Below are 18,403 nucleotides of genomic sequence, written 5' to 3'. Positions count from 1 at the left end.
CGGCTCCTTCATATGCGCTCTTTATCGCCTTTGGCGGCCGTGTAACGGTTGGCAGGCATCGAAAGCCCCAGGTTCTCGCGCAGCGTCGATCCTTCATATTCCTCACGAAACAGTCCGCGCCGCCGCAACTCCGGCAAGACAAGGCGGACGAAATCTTCCAGGCTTGCGGGAAGTGTCGGGAACATAAGAATGAAACCGTCGGCGGCACGGGTTTCGAACCACTCTTCCATGTAGTCTGCGAGCTGTTTTGGTGTCCCGGTTATTCCGTTTCCGGTGTGGCGTTCTGCGTAGTGACGGATCAATTGTCCCACTGTCTGTCCTTGTTTGACGAACTCGACGAGCTGGTCAAACATCTTGCGCGAGCCTTTCGGCTCGGCGGGCAGCCGGTCCATCGGAAATGGTTGATCGAGGGGAACGCCACGAAGGTCGGCTTCGAGGAACTCCGAAAGCATCAACCGACCCACGTCCGGATGCAGGCTGTCGATGAGAAAATCGACTTTTGCCTTCGCCTCGGTCTCGGTCTCCCCGACATTGACGACAATTCCCGGCATGACCTTGAGATCGTTGGGATCGCGACCGAATGCCGGCATACGTCCTTTGACGTTCTGGTAGAAAGCCCTGTTGCTCTCGATGTTGGATGCCAGGCTGAAGACGATTTCAGACGTCCGTGCAGCAAGGTTCATTCCGGCCTCGGAGCCGCCGGCCTGAGCAATAACAGGCCGCCCCTGCTCGGAAGGCGCAATGTTGAGGGGGCCGCGCACCTGAAAATGCTTGCCGACATGATTGAGGGTATGGTGCTTGGCCTTGTCATAATAAACGCCGCTTTCGCGATCGAGCAGCAACGCGTCGCGTTCAAAGCTGTCCCATAGGCCGAACACTACGTCGATGAATTCCTGCGCGCGCTCGTAACGGACGGCGTGAGGATCGAGACCCTGACGATTGAAGTTGTAGCCGGTCTCGTCATGATCGGAGGTGACGACATTCCAGCAGGCGCGTCCCCGGCTCAGCTGATCGATAGACGCGAAAATCCGGGCGACATTGAAGGGTTCATAATAGCTCGTCGATACCGTCGAGACCAAACCCAGTCTTTCCGTCATCACCGAAAGTGCCGAGATAAGAGAAAGCGGTTCGAACCGGTTCTGCTTGGTCGGGCTGCGCGCCAGGGCGTCGGGGTCACCAACGGCAGCCGCAGCGGAATCGGCGAGGAACATGAAATCGAATTTGGCAGCTTCAGAAATTCTGGCCACATTCAACATGTGGCTGAAGTCGGTTGCTGCCGTTACCTTGCTTGCCGGGTGCCGCCATGCGGCTGCATGGAAGCCGAACGTGTAAACAAAGGTTCCGAGCTTGATCTTGTCCTGCCGTTTCGACATCGTTCCCTCTTTTGCCTGATACCAATTCTGGTCTCAGGCTATTCGAGGATCAACGCTGCAACAATCGGCCGAAATCTTCTCCGTAGGTTAGAAATACTAACAAGGATTAGTGGCGCGTCTGCGCATCAGCCCGAGAGGCTGCGGCGCCACGCAACAGGATCACATTCCCGTAGGAAGGCCTGATGATGGCGCTTCACTATAAGTATTCATAAGTCACACTTAAGTCGCTGTTAACCAACATCTGGTCAATTTATTCATATAAGAAGTTGTCTTCGCAGGCGAATTTCGCGCAGGCGCTTCATTTTCATGACCACATGACGCGGTCGTCTTTTCCCAAAAAAATGTTTCCAGATCCGTTGAATTCGCTCGGTGAAAGCCGAGGAGTTCGCGCGTCTATTCGCCCGCAATCCAATGATAGCGAGGACAAGTGCAAATCGTATTGGTCGATGACAGCAAGTCGATTCTTGTTGCCCTGAAAGCGACGGTCCGCGGGCTTCCGGATGTCGGCACCATCGTGGGCTTCACCGATCCCACGGAGGCGTTGGAATTCTGCCGCAACAATGCGGTCGATCTGCTTGTGGTGGATTATACGATGCCGAAATATAACGGCATACAGCTCCTCAAGGCACTGAATACGTATGAGCATTTCGCGCATGTGCCTGTTATCATGATCACATCGGAAAGAGGCCGGCCTGTCCTTATCGAAGCGATAGAGAGCGGTGTCACGGAATTCATCCACAAGCCCTTTGACCCGGTGGAGCTGAAGGCGCGGGTGCGCAACCTTCTCGCCTTGCGCAAGGCGCAGCGCGATCTTGCCGGACAGGCGCGCAGCCTTGTGGATGAGGTGCGCAAGGCCACCCGGCAACTCGCGGCCCGCGAAGAAGAAATCATCTGGCGCCTGGCGCGGGCCATCGAATTCCGCGACGGCCACACCGGCGACCATATTTCCCGCGTCGCGCAAATCAGCATGCTGATGGCAAAGGATCTCGGCCTCGATGACGAGCATTGCCGCATGATCTATCTCGCGGCACCCTTGCACGATGTCGGCAAGATCGGAATTTCCGACAGCGTGCTGCTGAAGCCGGGTCGCCTGACGCCTGATGAGATTACCGAAATGCGAAAACATGTCGGTATCGGTGTGCAGATTCTCGAAAACGGTTCATCCGACCTGCTGCGCATAGCCGAGGCGATTGCAGGTGGCCATCACGAAAAATGGGATGGAACGGGATATCCACACGGCTTGTCGGGTGATGGCATTCCGCTGGAAGCCCGTATCGTCGCCATTGCGGACGTCTTTGAGGCTCTCTGCTCCGAGCGCCCTTACAAGAAGGCGTGGTCGACCCAAGAGGCCTATGCGCATGTTGTCGCGCAGAGCGGCAGCCATTTCGATCCCGCTTGCGTCGCGGCGTTCCAGCGCCAATGGACGCTGATCGAGAGGCTCATGACGGGCCACGGCGTTCTGGAGATCGAAGTGCCGAGCCTCGAAACACCGGAAGAACAACCGATCAGGGCGGATGGCGGCATGCAAGCCGCAGCCGTTCGGGAGACTCCCCATGTTTGATGAAACCACGAACGACACACTGAAGATGCCGCAAGCGCTTTCCATACGGTCGATTGCGTCGGCACACGGTCTTCTTCTCGACCGTCTCAAAGACACCGACAGGCTGGTGGTCGAGGTGCCCAAGGATGCGGATGCGGATTTGAGCTTCGTGCAGCTGATGGAAGCCTCGCGCAATTTCGCGGCGCAGAACAACAAGACGATAACATTGAACGAGCCGGCTGACGGTCAGGTTTTGCAGACATTGCGGCGGGGCGGTTTCCTGTCGCGGATGGATGAAGCCTCCCGCCAGTTCTGGTTGCATGGAAAGGACATATCATGAGCGCACATATTTTAACGGTCGACGATTCCGCCAGCATTCGCATGACGACGAAGATCGCCCTCACAGGCGCGGGCTACCAGATTACCGAGGCCGTTGATGGGCAGGACGGTCTTGCCAAGGCGAAGGCCGCGAATTTCGACCTCATCGTCACTGATCTCAACATGCCGAACATGAATGGTCTCGAGATGATTGAGGCGCTTCGGCAATCTCCGGCTCATACCGGCATTCCGATCATCTTTTTGACGACGGAATCCGATGCGGACATGAAGGCGCGCGCTAAGGCCGCCGGTGCCACCGGCTGGCTGACCAAGCCCTTCGATGCCGAACATCTGGTCAAGATCGTCAGAAAGGTCCTCGGAAAATGACGACGCTGGACCCTATTCAGGTTTTCAGAACGGAGGCAGCGGAGCTTTTCGAGCAAATCGAGGGTGGCCTTCTCGATCTGCTTCACGATTTGACCGATCAGGATCAGATCGACGCCGTTTTCCGCGGACTGCATACATTGAAGGGGTCCGGGGCAATGTTCGGGTTCGAGGCGCTTGCAGCTTTCACCCACCATTGCGAAACCGCCTTTGACCGGGTGCGCAAGGGCGAGGTTCCGGCAACTAGCGAACTGGTCGCAGCCGTTCTTGAAGCGCAGGATCATATGCAGGCGCTGGTCGACAATCCGCACGGTGTGCAGGGTGATGTTGGAGAGCAGCTGCTCGCCAAGCTTCGTGCGGCAGTCGGCACTCGTGGCGATGGCGGTGTCCTGACACATGTTCCGGCGCAGAATCTCGCCAGGAAGCAGGCAAAGGCAAAAGCTGCCACTTGGGAAATCCGGTTCCGGTTGCCCGTCAATGCCATGGCAAACGGAACCAATCCGCTCGGTCTTCTCGATGAGCTGGCCGAACTCGGCGATTGTGAAATCGTTGCCGACACCTCGACGGTGCCGTCTCTCGACGCCCTCAATCCGAGCGATCTCCATCTGGGCTGGACAGTCCGGCTGACGACCGAGCAGCCGCAATCGGCAATCGACGACGTTTTCATCTTCGTGATGGATGACATGGAGATCGATATCCGCGCAATCGAAGCGGTTGTCGAAGAAGAGCTGCCCGTTTCCGAAATCCTGCCGCAAGCCAGAAAGGTCGCCGCCGATCCGAAGGGCGGCAAGGCGGCCGAAAACGTGCGGGTGCCTGCCGAAAGACTTGACGAGTTGATGGATCGGGTCGGTGAACTCGTCATTGCCCAGTCCCGCCTTTCGCAGCTGGCGGGTAGCAGCGTCGATATTCTTTTGCGCTCTGTTTCGGAGGATGTCGAACGTCTTTCCGGAGAACTTCGCGATACGATGATGGTCTTGCGAATGGTGCCGATCGCCCAGCTTTTTGGTCGGTTCCGCCGTCTGATCCATGACCTGGCGCGGGAAACGGGCAAACAGATCGAGCTGGAGACCGAGGGCGAAGGCACAGAGGTCGACAAGGCGGTGATCGAACGCCTGGCTGATCCCCTCGTGCACCTTGTCCGTAACTCCTGCGACCATGGACTCGAAAAAAGCGATGAGCGTGTGGCGGCCGGCAAACCGGCGACGGGGCGGATCACCCTCATTGCCCGCCAGTCGGGCGGTGATGTGACGATCACCATCCGTGACGATGGCCGTGGCATCGATCGCCAGCGCGTCCGGGCAAAAGCTGAGGCTTCCGGCCTTTTGGCTCCGAACGCGCAGGTCAGCGATCAGGAACTGCTGCAGATGATCTTCCAGCCGGGCTTTTCGACAGCCTCTGAAGTTACCAGTCTTTCCGGCCGTGGTGTCGGCATGGATGTGGTGAAGAAGAGTGTCGAGGCCCTTCGCGGCACGATCAGCGTTACCAGCACGCCGGGCGCGGGTTCGGAAGTTTCGCTGGCGATCCCGTTGACTCTGGCCATCATCGACGGCCTGCTGGTGCGGGTCGGCAATGGTTGCTACGTCATTCCGCTGCCGGCGGTGGAGGAATGCCTGGAACTGTCGCCTGACGACGATATTCGTTCGCGGGGCCGGTCCTTCATTTCACTGCGCGAGAGCCTCGTTCCCTTCATTCGCCTGCGCGAATTGTTCAACACCGGAACCAAGCCGGATCAGTTCCAGAAGATCGTCGTCATTTCCACCGGCTCCGAGCGGGTCGGGCTTGTGGTCGACCAGATCATCGGTGACCACCAGACGGTCATCAAGGCCATGTCGAAACTGCACCATGACGTCGCGACATTCTCCGGCGCGACCATCCTCGGTGACGGCAATGTCGCCCTTATCCTCGATGTCGCACATCTGGTGATGGCGGGGCAACAACAGGAGGCGCGATTGCGGGCCGCGGGATGAACCAGTCTCTCTTGAAGCAGACGGACGAGTTTTGGGGCGTGTCCGACGCCGTGGAAGTTCTGACCTTCAACATCGCGGGCGAGACCTTCGCCATCGAGGCGGTGAAGGTACGGGAAATTCTGGATCTTCTGCCCGAAACCGCCGTTCCCGGTGCTAAAGCCTTCGTGGCGAGTGTTATCAACTTCCGGGGCAAGGTCATCCCTCTGGCCGATATCCGTCTTGCATTCGGCATGGAAGCCACCGAGCGAACCATTGATAGCCGTATCGTCGTCATAGAACTCCCGTTTGATGGCGAGCCGGCATTGATCGGCATCAGGACCGATAAGGTCAACGAGGTGACCACGTTCAGCCGGGCAGCCAGCGAACCGCCGCCGAGCGTCGGCATGCGGTGGCGGGCGGATTACATCCATTGCCTCATCAAACGCGGCAGCGAGTTCGTCATTCTTCCAAATCTGACAGCAATTTTCACGGGGCATCGCGAGTCCGGACCGGTTTCGTCCGGCGCGCGTGGCAACGTCATCGAACTTTCCAAGGAGCATTGAGATGCGATTTACAATCAAGATGAAGCTGGCGGTTGCCTTCGGCTTTCTGATCCTGATGCTTGCCGGAACGGCCGGCTATGGCATCTACAGCCTCGGTATCGCCAAGAATGCCATGGACGATGTGGTCGATGGCACCGTCGTGCGCCTCGACAAGGTTCACCAGATGAACGCACTGGCGCTGGCAACTGTCCGGTCGCAGAAGAATATCATCCTTGCTGCTTCGCCGGAGGAAACCCAGCTTTTCAAGGCGGCCGGTAACGAAAGTCGCGACCAGTTGACGGCCATGCTGAATGATATGGCAGCCACCGCCAGCGCCGAGACGCGTGCGTTCTGGACGGATCTGCAGGCCATCACCAAGGCTTTCGAGGCCAGTGATGATCACGTCCGGGAACTGGTTGCGCAGGGCAATACGTCGCTCGCCGCGTCGTACTCGTCCGGCAAGGGCCGTGACGCTGCCAATGCCCTGACCGGGAAACTGGGCGAGGGCGTCAAGATGAACCGCGACCGTCTTGAAGAATCGAAGCAATTGGCGGCTGATGACTATGAGCAGACCCGCACCCTGCTGGTCAGTGCATCGGTCGTTGCCGTACTCATCGCCATCGCGACAGCATTCTGGATCGCGCTCGGCATCAGCAGCGGATTGCGCAAGATCATGACCGTGGCTGAGGCGGTTGCGATCGGCGATCTCGATCAGAATGTCGAGATCAAGACCAATGACGAGATAAAGGATCTCGTTGCGCGCATCAACACGATGACGGGCAATCTGCGCAATACCGCAGGCATTGCCGACCGGATTGCGGATGGCGATCTTACCGTCATGCCGAAACCCCTGTCCGACAGTGATACTCTCGGCCTTGCGCTGGAACGGATGGTTGAGCGCCTGCGTGGCATTGTCGCCGATGCGCTTTCCGCTTCCGACAATGTGTCCTCCGGCAGCCAGGAACTGTCGGCCAGCTCCGAACAGCTGAGCCAGGGCGCGACCGAGCAGGCATCGTCTGCCGAAGAGGCCTCGGCCTCGATGGAAGAGATGGCTGCCAACATCAAGCAGAATGCCGACAATGCCGCGCAAACGGAAAAGATCGCGCGTCAGTCGTCCAAGGACGCCGAAGCCAGCGGTGAAGCCGTCAACCGTGCCGTGGTCGCCATGCGCACCATCGCCGAGAAGATTTCCATCGTGCAGGAAATTGCCCGCCAGACCGATCTTCTGGCGCTGAACGCCGCCGTTGAGGCGGCGCGCGCTGGAGAACACGGCAAGGGTTTTGCTGTCGTGGCATCGGAAGTGCGCAAGCTCGCCGAACGCAGCCAGGCTGCTGCCAGCGAGATCAGCTCGCTTTCCGGCGAGACCGTGCAGGTGGCAACCGAAGCGGGCGACATGCTTAACCGTCTGGTGCCGGACATTCGCAAGACCGCCGAGCTGGTCGCCGAAATCTCCGCCGCCTGCCGTGAGCAGGATATCGGCGCCTCCCAGATCAACGAGGCAATCCAGCAGCTTGACAAGGTGACGCAGCAGAACTCCGGCGCTTCGGAGGAAATGTCTGCGACTTCGGAAGAGCTGGCCGCACAGGCCGAAGAGTTGCAGAGCAGTATCGCCTTCTTCAAGGTGGATACCTCAAGCGTCTCGTCGCGCCCCGCACAGGCCGCACATCGGCCTGCCGCAAAGCCTGCTGCGACCCGTCCGGCGATGAAGCCGGCCCCCGTTCGCAAACCGCAGACGGGCAATACCGTCAGCGCCCAGCAAGCCCGCGTCAAAGGTTTCGCACTGGATATGTCCATGGGCGGTCCCGATGCTGACGACGCGGATTTCCGCGAAAGCGCCTGACCATGACCAGCACATCTTCAGAAGGCCAGTTCGTGACATTCAGCCTCGGTGAGGAGGTCTTTGCGGTATCCGTCGCGGTCGTCCGTGAAATCCTCGACTATGAGGACACGTTCAAAATTCCGCATAGTCCTGAATATCTGCTGGGTCTGAGAGATGTGCGCGGGCAGGGTGTGCCCATCATCGATCTGCGGCTGCGGCTCGGAATGAGCCGCAGCGTGCGGACACCCCATACCCGTGTGCTGGTGCTGGATATTCCGTTTCCATCCCGCACGCTGGCGATAGGTCTTGTGGCGGACAAGGTGTTCGAGGTGACGCCGTTCCGTCGCGACCAGATGGAAACGGCACCCGATATCGGCGTTCACTGGAACTCCGACTACATTGCAGGTGTGGTTCGCCGGGAAGGTGATTTCGTCGTCATCATCGATCTTGCAAAGCTTTTCTCGAACGAAGAAAATGCCATTGCCCGCCAGGGCGGCACACCGGTTCAGGCGGCATGAGGAGAGCCCTTTCCGTGGATGCCTCCATTGCTGCCAGCTCCGCGCATGATGGCCTGAGTCAGCGGGATTTCCGGCTGCTCGCCGAATACATCTACAATTACAGCGGCATAAAGATGCCGGACAGCAAGCGCACCATGCTGGAAGGGCGTCTGCGCAAGCGCCTTCGCGCCACGGGGCATGCCACCTTCGCTCAATATTGCAATTTCCTCTTCCGCGAAGACGGGCTGGAAGAGGAAGCGATCTACCTGATTGACGTGGTGACGACCAACAAGACGGATTTTTTCCGTGAGCCGAACCATTTCGACTACATGGAGAAATTCGCTTTGCCTGCACTTGCGGGTGAAGGCCATGGGCGTATCCGTGCCTGGAGTTCCGCCTGTTCGACGGGTGCGGAACCCTATACCATGGCGATGGTGCTGGCCGAAGCGGCCGAGAAACAGGTCATCAACAATTTCAGTATCCTTGCGACCGACCTTTCCACTGATGTGCTCAGGAAAGCCCATAGCGGTATCTATGCCCGTGAACTGCTCGAACCGGTTCCGGCCGACATGATGCGGAAATATGTCATGCGGTCGGTCGATGCCGGACGACGGGAGGTTCGGATCGTGCCGCGGCTGCGTTCCAAGATCGGTTTTGCCCGCCTCAACCTCATGGACCCGACCTACCAGATCGGCGATGCGGTGCACCTTCTCTTCTGCCGTAACGTTCTCATCTACTTTGATAAAAAAACGCAGGTGCACGTCCTGACTCAATTGTGCAAGCGCCTGGTGCCGGGCGGTTACCTTTTCATCGGTCATTCCGAAACGATAACCGGTATCGACCTGCCCCTGCGGCAGGTCGCCAATACCGTTTTCAAGAAGCAATAGCGGCAGAGAGCCATGTCGAACAAAATCCGCGTTCTCATCGTCGACGATTCCGCCAGCGTCCGGCAGACCCTGACCGAGGTTCTCGAAAGCGATCCCGGTATTGAGGTGATCGGGGCCGCTGCCGATCCGTTTGTTGCGGCCAAGCGCATCCAGGAAGAAATTCCCGATGTCATCACGCTTGATGTGGAAATGCCGCGCATGGACGGCATCACCTTCCTGCGCAAGATCATGTCGCAGAAACCGATCCCTGTAGTCATGTGCTCGTCGCTGACCGAGGCCGGATCGGAAACCCTGCTTCAGGCGCTGGAGGCGGGGGCAGTCGATATCATCCTCAAGCCGAGGATAGGCGCTGCGGATCATCTGGCGGAGCAGGCCACGCGCATCTGCGAGGTCGTCAAAAGTGCGGCGCACGCCCGCGTCGGCAATGCGCGGGCGGCGCTGCGTTCGGCTGCCGCAAGCGGTCCGCAGGCCAAGCTGACCGCCGATGCCGTGTTGCCGCCGCCTTCGGGCAAGGCCATGGCACGCACCACTGAAATGGTGGTCTGTGTCGGTGCATCCACCGGCGGCACGGAAGCGTTGCGCGCAATGCTGATGAAGCTGCCGGCCAATTCACCCGGCATCGTGATCGTTCAGCATATGCCGGAAAAATTTACCGCCGCATTTGCAAAACGCCTGAACAGTCTCTGCGATGTCGAGATCAAGGAGGCCGAGGACGGCGATCCGGTGCTGCGCGGCCATGTGCTGATTGCGCCGGGCGACAGACATATGCTGCTGGAGCGGCAGGGTGCACGTTATCGCGTTTCGGTCCGCACCGGGCCACTGGTTTCGCGACACCGGCCTTCGGTGGACGTTCTGTTTCGTTCTTCCGCGCGTGCCGCCGGTGCCAACGCCATGGGCATCATCATGACAGGCATGGGTGATGATGGCGCACGCGGCATGCTGGAAATGCATCAGGCCGGCGCCTTCACGGTGGCGCAGGACGAAGCATCCTCTGTTGTCTTCGGCATGCCGAAGGAAGCGATCGCCCATGGCGGTGTCGACAAGGTTCTGCCACTCGACAGGATCGCGCTGGAAATTCAGGCCGAAGACCGCCGCCGCTGATGGCGCGACCCTTTTTTACCCGGCATTAACCAAACTCGCCAATGATGGCGGCAACACCATGCGACAGGTGCGTTCCGCGAGGCATGACCGTCTCCGCCCAGTTTTCCGGATCATGCCATGCCAGTTATCACCTTCGCGAATACCAAGGGCGGCGCCGGGAAAACCACGGCGGTTCTTCTCCTGGCGTCCGAACTGGCGCGGCGCGGATCACGGGTTTGCGTCATCGATACCGATCCACAGCGCTGGATTTCCCGCTGGCGTGAAAAGGCCGATGCGCGTGTCGATTTTTCAGTCATCACCTATGTGACGGCGGCGACGTTACAGCAGCATGTCATCGACAGCCGCCGTGCGTTCGATCATGTGATCATCGACCTGCCCGGTGCGCAATCGCCCCTGCTCGCGACTGCGATAGGTCTCTCCAACCATGTGCTGATACCCGTTCAGGGCAGCACCATGGATGCGCAGGGCGGGGCGCAGGTGCTGGAGCTGCTGCGTTATCTCGATGAAAAGGCGAATATCCGGATCGACCATTCCGTCGTGCTGACCCGCGTCAATCCGCTGGTCACGACCCGCGCGCTTCTGGCCGCACGGGAACTGCTGGCGCAAAGGAATGTACGTGTTCTCGATACGCCGATTTTCGAACGTTCTGCGTTTCGCGATATGTTCGAATTCGATGGATGCCTGCATATGATGAAAGCCGGCCATGTCAGCAATCTCGACAAGGCTCTGCAGAATGCCGAAGCTTTTGCCGCCGAGGTTCTCCGTCTCCTTGAGGCCTCCAGCAAGAAAAGCCCTGGCAAACTGATGCAGGCGGCCTGACGCCGGAAACCCGGCGCAGTAAAAGCGCCCGATCGATCCCGTTTAGATCGAATACGCTCTAGAAAAGCGCGTCGGCAAACAGATCGTCGTCATCTTCGACGGCGGCGGGTGCTTTCTGCCCGGGCGCAAGATCGACCGGCAAGTAGCGAAGATGCACGTCGCGCTCCTGCGCCATCGTGTAGATCTTGTAGATGCGTGTCGAAAACGGCTGGATTTTCTCCGCAAAGCCGGAAATGTCTCCGGCGCCGCCGGCGGCCAGCCCGCTTGCCACGTGATGGCATTCTTTCAGGACATCGCCGAGTTCGCTTTCGAAATCGAGCTTGATCACGGCGGCACTGATGCGGCTGAAAACGGCCTGACCTTCCGTGGCGAGATCCTGAAGACCGGTTTCCATCTGACCCTTGGCGTGGCTTATGGCTTCCAGTGCTTCGCTCAATGGTTCCCGCAGGTCACCGGCGCTCCGGTTCTCAGCCGTCTTCAGATTTGTAATAACGCTTTCGATCCGGTGGAGATCGGCAACGATCGAATCCGCCGGGCTTTCCAGCTTGTCGGCAAAGACCCGCAGCTCGCCGCTAACGACATTGACCGACCGGCCTTCGTCGCCCAGTTTCGAGCAGCGCAGGTTTGAGTTCAGCGCCATATAATGGATTTCAGTCTTGATCGAGCGCAGCACTTCAATGCCGTGCAACAGGTCCTGTGCGGTACCGGTAACGGAAGCGACGACCGCATTGGCATCCGCCATGCCTTCCTGAACGCGCCCGGCCAGATCGCACGCCTTTGCTATGTCCTTCTCAAGCAGCTGCAACGCGCTGCCGCCATCATTGGCAGCATCTTCCACCAGGGTGTCGCGCAGTGAAAGAATGGTTGCGGCATCGTCGGCGAAACTTGAGATGCCTGCAAAAATCTTGCGGCAATCCTGCTGGAAGGTGGTTGCCATCTCGTCGATCTGGGCGCTGACCATCTCGAAAATGGTGTCGTAAAGAGCGTCCATTTCGGCGGAATTTAACGCCAGCGCCTCTTCGGAATTCAGATAATCGCTGAACAGGGCGAGTGTCGTCTGCACATGTTCGACACGTTGGCGGGTGATGTCGCCGATCTGGAGGGAGGACAGCGTTGCCGCTATCTTGCCCTGCACGCCCTGCGCGACGGATTTCACCTTGGCCGCCATGGCCGTCATGGCGCGATGCTGTTCGCCGATGCGACCGGAATTTGTCTTCAAACCTCCGACGATGCCGGGGATCGTTGCTTCGAAATCGGCGCCGATGGCGGAGGAGACGTCGCGCGCTCTGGCAAGCTGCTTGTCCATGAGATCGAGATATTGCGCGAATTTGCCGACTTCAGTACCGCCGAAATGGATGCGTTCGCGGATTTCCTCGGCAAAGGAGGAAAATTCGGCGATGCCTGCGCCGGTGATCTTTACCGTGACCGCAAAGGTTTTCAGGTAACGGATCGTCTCGCGGATATCATCGACATGGCCGTTTGCAGACTTGCAAAGGGAACTCATTTCAACGAAGGCGGCCTGTCGCAACTGTTCGGTTTCCGGCAGGCGGACCATGTCCTCAATGGTCTTTTGCATGTTGGCCATTGCCGCATCCGCGGTATCGCCGTCCATCGAACCCGTCATGCGGTCCAATATGGTGATGAGCTGGTTTAGGATGTCCATGACTGAAACGAGCACGGAGCCGCCTTCGAGAAAGGTCTTCTCGATACGAGACTGTGCGGTTGCAAGGCGCGCGGTCAGGTAAGCTTGCGGATCACTGGCTTCAGCTTTTGGTTGATTTTTCACGACGGTACTGTTTCCCATACTCGGATGGCGTGATCCTAGAGAGCAGGAAGAAACGGACAGTGAATATTCTGAGTTGATCGGGAGTTAACAACTCAATTGGTTGACGAATTCCTCTCCCCCTGGAAGGCCTTCTCGGGGCTTATCGAATCTGGACGTGGTCGGTGCCTACCGGAAAAATCAGTTGTACCCTTGCGCCATCGCCCGGGATCGAGCTGATATGCGCCTCGCCGCCGCTCTGCCGGACGAAGCCGTAGACCATTGCAAGGCCGAGGCCTGCCCCGCCGTGTTCCTGCCGGGTGGTGAAATAGGGCTCGAAGGCCTTGTCCACCGCCTCGGGCGTCATGCCCACCCCCTCGTCGGTGACCGCGATCACAAGTGCATCCTTCTCGGAAGCGGCGCTGATCGAGATCAGGCCACCATCGGGCATGGCCGCTGCAGCATTCAGGCAAAGGTTGAGGATGGACTGCTCGAGGAGGGCAGGGTCTAGCGCAATCGAGGGAAGATCCTCGTCAATCTCCAGCGCAATCCGGCATTTCGGGCCGACTGCAATCTCAAGGATATCGGCCATGCCGCGCAGCAGGTTTGCGACGTTGATGCAGCTCGGATGAATGGGCTGCTGGCTGCCGATGGTCAGCATGCTGCTGGCCAGAGAACGGCCGCGATCCGCCGCCTTGCGGATACGGGCGATGTGGCGTTTCTGGCGATCGTTGAAACCAGTTTCGCGCTCCAGCAGGCCGAGGCTGCCGGTGATGATGCCGATCATGTTGCCCACTTCATGACTGACCTGATGGGTCATGCGCATGATGCCATCAAGCCTCTGGGCTTTTGCGGCCTCCGCCTCCTGACGATCTAGAGAAGTTACATCCCGCGCCAGCAGCACGATACCGCCATCCGGCTGGCGTGACATCGATATTTCGATCACTCGTTGATCTCCAGTGCGATGGCGCACCACTGCCCGGTCCATCAACTCGCCTCGGCCGCTCTCGAAAGGGAACAGTGCGGGATCGATCTCCGGTATCGGTTCGACAAAACGGCGAAGCGGCAGCTTACGCGACGAGCCGGAACGACCGACAAGTTCTATGATCCGGCGGTTCATGGTGATCGGCCGACCGGTCGGATCGAACAGCGCTATTCCCTCATTCATGTTGCGGAAGGTCGAGCGGATGGTTCGGGCCGCCGCTTCCGCCGTGCGCCGCAGGCGGGAGACACGATCGACGCTGTCATGGAAAGCCCGGAAAGCATCGAGCAGGCGGATCAGTTCCGTCTCCGATCCGGTGTAGGATGGCGGGCCGACATCCTTTTCACCCTTGGCGAGCGCGTTCATGCCGTTGGAAAGCGTCGCGATCCCGCGTGAGACACGCATCACCGATCGAATCGAGAATGTTGCCATGACCAGAACCAGAAGCGAAGCGACTGCGACGATGACCAATAGCCGGCTCAGAGCGTCCGAGGTCGAGATCAGGTCCTCGTTGAGGCTGCGGGCAACCGCATCGCTCTGGGTTTCGGTGACATGGGACAGATCGCGCGACACAATGTGAAGCCGCGACACCGAGGCGCGGATCGCAAACATTTCCAAGAGGTAACGGCTCTGCGCTTCAAAGACCCGCTCATAGGGTTTCAGCTCGGCCACGGGGAGCCGCTCTCCGGGATAACCTTCCTGGCGCGCGGTGGTTTCGGCAACATAGCGGCGGCGCAGTTCACCAAGCTGGAAGAGGCTGTCGGATGCGGATGCGGCCTGCACGATGCCGTTCATCCGCCGGCGCAGTTCGGGATCGGTGATGCCGCGACCCGTGGCAATTTCGCCAAGCGCGGCTGCCGCTTCCGCCTTGTGGCCCTGCGCCGCATCGGCATCCTTTGCCAGATCCAGCGTCTGTGTTCTGATCAATTCAAGGAGTTCGACGATGCGCTCGTTGGCAAAGCCGCGGGCGACCCGATCACCGTTGCCTGGCCCTGTCATCTCTAGCAGGATATCGACCTGCTGGACCACGGACCGGCTTTCGCTGGAGACGCGATAGGGCGAGGCGGCATTCATCAGGAAAGGTGCACTCGAGACGAGGTCGGAGACCTGCCGCGAAACCAGCGATGCCTTGGCAAGGCTGGAAAAGGCCTGCAGGCCGTAGGCGGCCATTTCATCGCGAGCGCGTTGCAGGCCGTAGATGGCGATGGCGGATAGGCTGAAGACGAGGATGCAGATGAAGACGATCGCAAAGGGCAGGCGAAAGGCGATCGAGGAAAGGAAGGAACGGCTGATCACGGAGAAAGCTCGCCCTCGTCGGTGTGGAGCACATAACCCCTGCCGCGCCGCGTCTTGATGTGACGCGGCAGATCGGGGTTTCGCTCGATCTTGCGCCTCAGCCGCAGCACCAGCACATCGACGTTTCTATCAATATAGCGGTCGCTTTCCGAGCCCAGCCTGTCGAGGATCTGGGAGCGACTGACGGGCTGGTTTGGCGTTTCGGCCAGAATTTCCAGAAGTGCGAATTCGGCACTTGTCAGCGTTCTGCTGCGATCGGTCAGGCAGACCGCCTGTCGGGCATTGAGATCAATCGCCCAGTCGCTGAGGAGCAATGCCGCCCGGCCGTGGTCGCGCTCACTGTCCTTTTCCTGCTTTAAGGAGGGGATTGTCCGACGCAGAACGGCCTTGATCCGTGCCGTGAGTTCGATCGGTTCGAAGGGTTTGACGACATAATCGTCGGCCGCTGTTTCCAGGCCGAGAACCCGGTCGGCGGCGCTGCCGGCAGCCGTTACCATGACGATGCCGATATCGACCTTGCTGCGTAGTCTCTGGGCAAAGGTGCGGCCGGAGGTGCCGGGCAAGTTGTGGTCCACGAGCACCAGCTGCATCACGTCCTTCGCCAATATCTCGTCCGCTTCCTCGGCGGAGCGCGCGCAGGTGGGCAGCCAGCCCTCGGCCTCGACGAGGTCCGAGATAAGCTCTGCCATATCCGGATCGTCCTCGACGATCAGAATGCGAACCTTCTGATTAAGCACTGCGTATTCCTCCCGCCATCATCATAGGCGCGGCAGACGCGATCTTCAAAGCCTAGCTGGTTATCCGCCCTGTCATATTTGTAATATCTGTAATCTTGTTCGGAAAGATTGGTAACCATTCTTCGATTGCGGTGCGGTCAGGATGTGACATGCTAATGGCGGAGATTGGAACGGGGAGGTTCCGAGCAGGGAGGCTCAGTTGAGAGCATTGACCGCACTTGCGGCGAGCATGGCCTTATGGCTGTGCGGCGCAGGGCATGGCATGGCCGCGACGAAGTTGAACGTCCTGTGCGGCGTCGACGAGGCTTGGTGCGTGACCATGCAGCGGGCTTTCGAAGCGCGGATGGGGGTCGAGATTTCGATGGTTCGCAAGAGCACTGGCGAAATCCTCGATCAGATTCGTGCCGAACGCGCCCATCCGACAGTCGACGTCTGGTGGGGCGGTACAGGCGACACTCATTTGCAGGCGGGTTCGGAAGGCCTTCTGGAAGAGTATCAGCCCGCGCATCAGCAGGATCTGCTGCCATGGGCGCAGAATTTCAATGCGATGTCGGGATCGAAATCGGCCGGAATCTATGCCGGTGCGCTCGGTTTTGCCTATAATTCGGAACTGCTTGCCAAGAACAATCTGCCGGCCCCGACATGCTGGAAGGATCTGGCGAAGGAGATTTATCGCGGCCATATCCAGACCGGCAACCCGAACTATTCGGGCACGGCCTTCACCATGCTTGCTACGCTTGTCCAGCTCTTTGGCGAGGAGGAGGCTTTCAGTTTCATGGGCAAGCTTAACCAGAATGTGGTGAGTTACACCAAGGTCGGCTCGGCGCCCGTAAAGGCGGCGGCGCGGGGGGAGGTTCTGATCGGGATTTCCTTCATGCATGACGCCGTGACACAGAAGATCGAAGGCTTTCCGCTGGTGATCGTCGCCCCTTGCGAGGGAACCGGTTACGAGATCGGGGCGGTCAGCATCGTCAAGGGCAACCACAACGATGCGCTGGCGCAGGCCTTCGTTGAATTCGCGCTGACCCCGGAAGGACAGGCGACCGGGGCAAAGGCGGGGCAGAACCAGGTGCCATCCAACGCCCGAGCGACATTGCCGCTGACGGCGCCCGATATATCGATGATCAAGATGGTGGATTACGACTTCGCCACCTTTGGCCAACCCGAAGAGCGAAGTCGATTGTTAAGCCGCTTCGACAACGAAATTCACCCGACCCAGTAGGGTCAGCAATCCAAGACCGAAAAGACAGACAGCGTGGCAGCACAAGATGCCGCGACCGGCAGCGCCATGTTTGTGGACTGCCGAACCATTCAGACGCAAGCTACAGGAGGATAACCATGCGACTGACGATACTTTCCACATTGCTTTTTGCCGGTACGGCACTCGGCACCACATCGGTGCAGGCGGCAGGCGAGCTTAACCTGATATGCTCTGCCGATGTCGTCATCTGCGAACAGATGAAGGGCGATTTCGAAAAGTCGCATGACATCAAGGTCAATATGGTTCGCCTGTCTTCCGGCGAAACTTATGCCAAGGTGCGTGCGGAAGCCCGCAACCCGAAGACCGATATCTGGTGGGCCGGCACCGGCGATCCGCACATGCAGGCGGCCTCCGAAAACCTGACGCTTGAATACAAGTCGCCGATGCTGGATCAGCTGCAGGACTGGGCCGTCAAACAGGCGGAAAGCACCGGTTACAGAACCGTCGGCGTTTATGCCGGCGCGCTGGGCTGGGGTTACAACACCGAAATCTTCAAATCCAAGGGTTACAAGGAGCCGAAGTGCTGGGCCGATCTGCTGGCACCGGAACTGAAGGGCGAAATCCAGATCGCCAATCCCAACTCCTCTGGCACAGCCTATACGGCGCTTGCCTCGCTCGTGCAGATCATGGGCGAAGACCAGGCGATCGATTATCTGAAGAAGCTCAACGCCAACATCTCGCAATATACCAAGTCCGGCTCCGCGCCGGTGAAGGCGGCAGCGCGTGGCGAGACGGCACTCGGCATCGTCTTCATGCATGATGCCGTGGCGCAGACAGCGGAAGGTTTCCCCGTCAAGTCCATCGCGCCCTGCGAAGGTACCGGCTACGAAATTGGCTCCATGTCGATCATCAAGGGTGCCCGCAACCTCGAAAATGCCAAGACCTGGTACGACTGGGCGCTAAAGCCAGAGGTCCAGTCACGCATGAAGGACGCCAAGTCCTTCCAGCTTCCATCCAACAAGACCGCGGAAGTGCCGAAGGAAGCGCCGAAGTTCGAGGACATCAAGCTCATCGACTACGACTTCAAGACCTATGGCGACCCGGCCAAGCGCAAGGCGCTGCTGGAACGCTGGGACCGCGAGGTCGGTGCAGTCGCAAACTGATCTGAACTCCGGCGATCGGCATCCCGGCTTTTGAAA

Annotated in this window: 16 protein-coding genes; 12 read left to right on the top strand and 4 right to left on the bottom strand. The window is 59.1% G+C overall.

What is annotated here, in order from left to right:
- Window positions 1-8: 8 nt before the first annotated feature.
- Window positions 9-1,373 (bottom strand): LLM class flavin-dependent oxidoreductase, encoded by a 1,365-nt coding sequence (locus AC5SEO_RS12770; RefSeq protein ID WP_174068619.1) that lies wholly within the window; start codon window positions 1,371-1,373, stop codon window positions 9-11.
- Between the two features lie 427 nt (window positions 1,374-1,800).
- Here AC5SEO_RS12770 and AC5SEO_RS12765 point away from each other — a divergent pair, with 427 nt between their 5' ends.
- The 10 genes from AC5SEO_RS12765 to AC5SEO_RS12720 all read left to right on the top strand — a co-directional run bounded on the left by AC5SEO_RS12765 (window position 1,801) and on the right by AC5SEO_RS12720 (window position 11,226).
- Window positions 1,801-2,934, top strand: coding sequence for an HD domain-containing phosphohydrolase (locus tag AC5SEO_RS12765; protein WP_035198757.1), 1,134 nt, complete (start codon window positions 1,801-1,803; stop codon window positions 2,932-2,934).
- Complete coding sequence (locus AC5SEO_RS12760) at window positions 2,927-3,253, top strand: hypothetical protein (RefSeq protein WP_174068618.1); 327 nt, start codon at window positions 2,927-2,929, stop codon at window positions 3,251-3,253. Before AC5SEO_RS12765 ends, AC5SEO_RS12760 begins: the two co-directional genes overlap by 8 nt.
- Entirely contained in the window at window positions 3,250-3,618 is a 369-nt protein-coding gene (locus AC5SEO_RS12755) for a response regulator (protein ID WP_013636814.1), read from the top strand. The genes AC5SEO_RS12760 and AC5SEO_RS12755 overlap by 4 nt, the downstream gene beginning before the upstream one ends.
- Window positions 3,615-5,582, top strand: a complete 1,968-nt coding sequence (locus tag AC5SEO_RS12750; RefSeq protein WP_174068617.1) for a chemotaxis protein CheA — start codon at window positions 3,615-3,617, stop codon at window positions 5,580-5,582. Before AC5SEO_RS12755 ends, AC5SEO_RS12750 begins: the two co-directional genes overlap by 4 nt.
- Entirely contained in the window at window positions 5,579-6,124 is a 546-nt protein-coding gene (locus tag AC5SEO_RS12745; RefSeq protein ID WP_111783443.1) for a chemotaxis protein CheW, read from the top strand. Before AC5SEO_RS12750 ends, AC5SEO_RS12745 begins: the two co-directional genes overlap by 4 nt.
- Window position 6,125: 1 nt before the next feature.
- Window positions 6,126-7,943, top strand: a complete 1,818-nt coding sequence (locus tag AC5SEO_RS12740; RefSeq protein ID WP_174068616.1) for a methyl-accepting chemotaxis protein — start codon at window positions 6,126-6,128, stop codon at window positions 7,941-7,943.
- A gap of 2 nt (window positions 7,944-7,945) precedes the next feature.
- Window positions 7,946-8,440 carry a chemotaxis protein CheW gene (locus AC5SEO_RS12735; RefSeq protein WP_003514179.1) on the top strand — a complete coding sequence of 165 codons (495 nt, stop codon included), beginning with the start codon at window positions 7,946-7,948 and terminating at the stop codon, window positions 8,438-8,440.
- A complete protein-coding gene (locus AC5SEO_RS12730) occupies window positions 8,437-9,306 on the top strand; it encodes a CheR family methyltransferase (protein WP_065658622.1) in 870 nt (289 codons plus the stop codon). The genes AC5SEO_RS12735 and AC5SEO_RS12730 overlap by 4 nt, the downstream gene beginning before the upstream one ends.
- Before the next feature lie 12 nt (window positions 9,307-9,318).
- Window positions 9,319-10,407: a protein-glutamate methylesterase/protein-glutamine glutaminase gene (locus tag AC5SEO_RS12725; RefSeq protein ID WP_113472897.1), complete on the top strand. Its 1,089-nt coding sequence runs from the start codon at window positions 9,319-9,321 to the stop codon at window positions 10,405-10,407.
- Between the two features lie 117 nt (window positions 10,408-10,524).
- The gene (locus tag AC5SEO_RS12720; RefSeq protein WP_013636809.1) at window positions 10,525-11,226 is read left to right on the top strand and encodes a ParA family protein; all 702 of its coding nucleotides are present in this window, start codon (window positions 10,525-10,527) and stop codon (window positions 11,224-11,226) included.
- 58 nt (window positions 11,227-11,284) lie between these two features.
- On the opposite strand, the gene AC5SEO_RS12715 is transcribed toward AC5SEO_RS12720, so the two are convergent.
- The 3 genes from AC5SEO_RS12715 to AC5SEO_RS12705 all read right to left on the bottom strand — a co-directional run bounded on the left by AC5SEO_RS12715 (window position 11,285) and on the right by AC5SEO_RS12705 (window position 16,003).
- Window positions 11,285-13,012 (bottom strand): methyl-accepting chemotaxis protein, encoded by a 1,728-nt coding sequence (locus AC5SEO_RS12715; protein ID WP_174068615.1) that lies wholly within the window; start codon window positions 13,010-13,012, stop codon window positions 11,285-11,287.
- A 139-nt stretch (window positions 13,013-13,151) separates the two neighbouring features.
- A complete protein-coding gene (locus AC5SEO_RS12710) occupies window positions 13,152-15,266 on the bottom strand; it encodes an ATP-binding protein (protein WP_174068614.1) in 2,115 nt (704 codons plus the stop codon).
- Complete coding sequence (locus AC5SEO_RS12705) at window positions 15,263-16,003, bottom strand: response regulator transcription factor (RefSeq protein WP_003514167.1); 741 nt, start codon at window positions 16,001-16,003, stop codon at window positions 15,263-15,265. The genes AC5SEO_RS12710 and AC5SEO_RS12705 overlap by 4 nt, the downstream gene beginning before the upstream one ends.
- 199 nt (window positions 16,004-16,202) lie before the next feature.
- Between AC5SEO_RS12705 and AC5SEO_RS12700 the strand changes: the two genes are divergently transcribed.
- Both AC5SEO_RS12700 and AC5SEO_RS12695 read left to right on the top strand, forming a co-directional pair.
- On the top strand, window positions 16,203-17,225 hold the full coding sequence (locus AC5SEO_RS12700) for an ABC transporter substrate-binding protein (RefSeq protein WP_495363884.1): 1,023 nt from the start codon (window positions 16,203-16,205) through the stop codon (window positions 17,223-17,225).
- 116 nt (window positions 17,226-17,341) lie between these two features.
- Window positions 17,342-18,367, top strand: a complete 1,026-nt coding sequence (locus AC5SEO_RS12695) for an ABC transporter substrate-binding protein (protein ID WP_003514162.1) — start codon at window positions 17,342-17,344, stop codon at window positions 18,365-18,367.
- Window positions 18,368-18,403 lie beyond the last annotated feature (36 nt).

The sequence above is a fragment of the Agrobacterium sp. K11 genome, assembly GCF_059429395.1.
This window is presented reverse-complemented; position numbering and strand designations above follow the sequence as displayed.

Bases quoted from the DNA above. Each gene is read 5' to 3' on its own strand.
- AC5SEO_RS12735 (WP_003514179.1), top strand. From the start codon at position 7,946: ATGACCAGCACATCTTCAGAAGGCCAGTTCGTGACATTCAGCCTCGGT.
- AC5SEO_RS12725 (WP_113472897.1), top strand. From the start codon at position 9,319: ATGTCGAACAAAATCCGCGTTCTCATCGTCGACGATTCCGCCAGCGTC.
- AC5SEO_RS12720 (WP_013636809.1), top strand. From the start codon at position 10,525: ATGCCAGTTATCACCTTCGCGAATACCAAGGGCGGCGCCGGGAAAACC.
- AC5SEO_RS12770 (WP_174068619.1), bottom strand. From the start codon at position 1,373: ATGTCGAAACGGCAGGACAAGATCAAGCTCGGAACCTTTGTTTACACG.
- AC5SEO_RS12750 (WP_174068617.1), top strand. From the start codon at position 3,615: ATGACGACGCTGGACCCTATTCAGGTTTTCAGAACGGAGGCAGCGGAG.
- AC5SEO_RS12760 (WP_174068618.1), top strand. From the start codon at position 2,927: ATGTTTGATGAAACCACGAACGACACACTGAAGATGCCGCAAGCGCTT.
- AC5SEO_RS12695 (WP_003514162.1), top strand. From the start codon at position 17,342: ATGCGACTGACGATACTTTCCACATTGCTTTTTGCCGGTACGGCACTC.
- AC5SEO_RS12755 (WP_013636814.1), top strand. From the start codon at position 3,250: ATGAGCGCACATATTTTAACGGTCGACGATTCCGCCAGCATTCGCATG.
- AC5SEO_RS12745 (WP_111783443.1), top strand. From the start codon at position 5,579: ATGAACCAGTCTCTCTTGAAGCAGACGGACGAGTTTTGGGGCGTGTCC.
- AC5SEO_RS12730 (WP_065658622.1), top strand. From the start codon at position 8,437: ATGAGGAGAGCCCTTTCCGTGGATGCCTCCATTGCTGCCAGCTCCGCG.
- AC5SEO_RS12740 (WP_174068616.1), top strand. From the start codon at position 6,126: ATGCGATTTACAATCAAGATGAAGCTGGCGGTTGCCTTCGGCTTTCTG.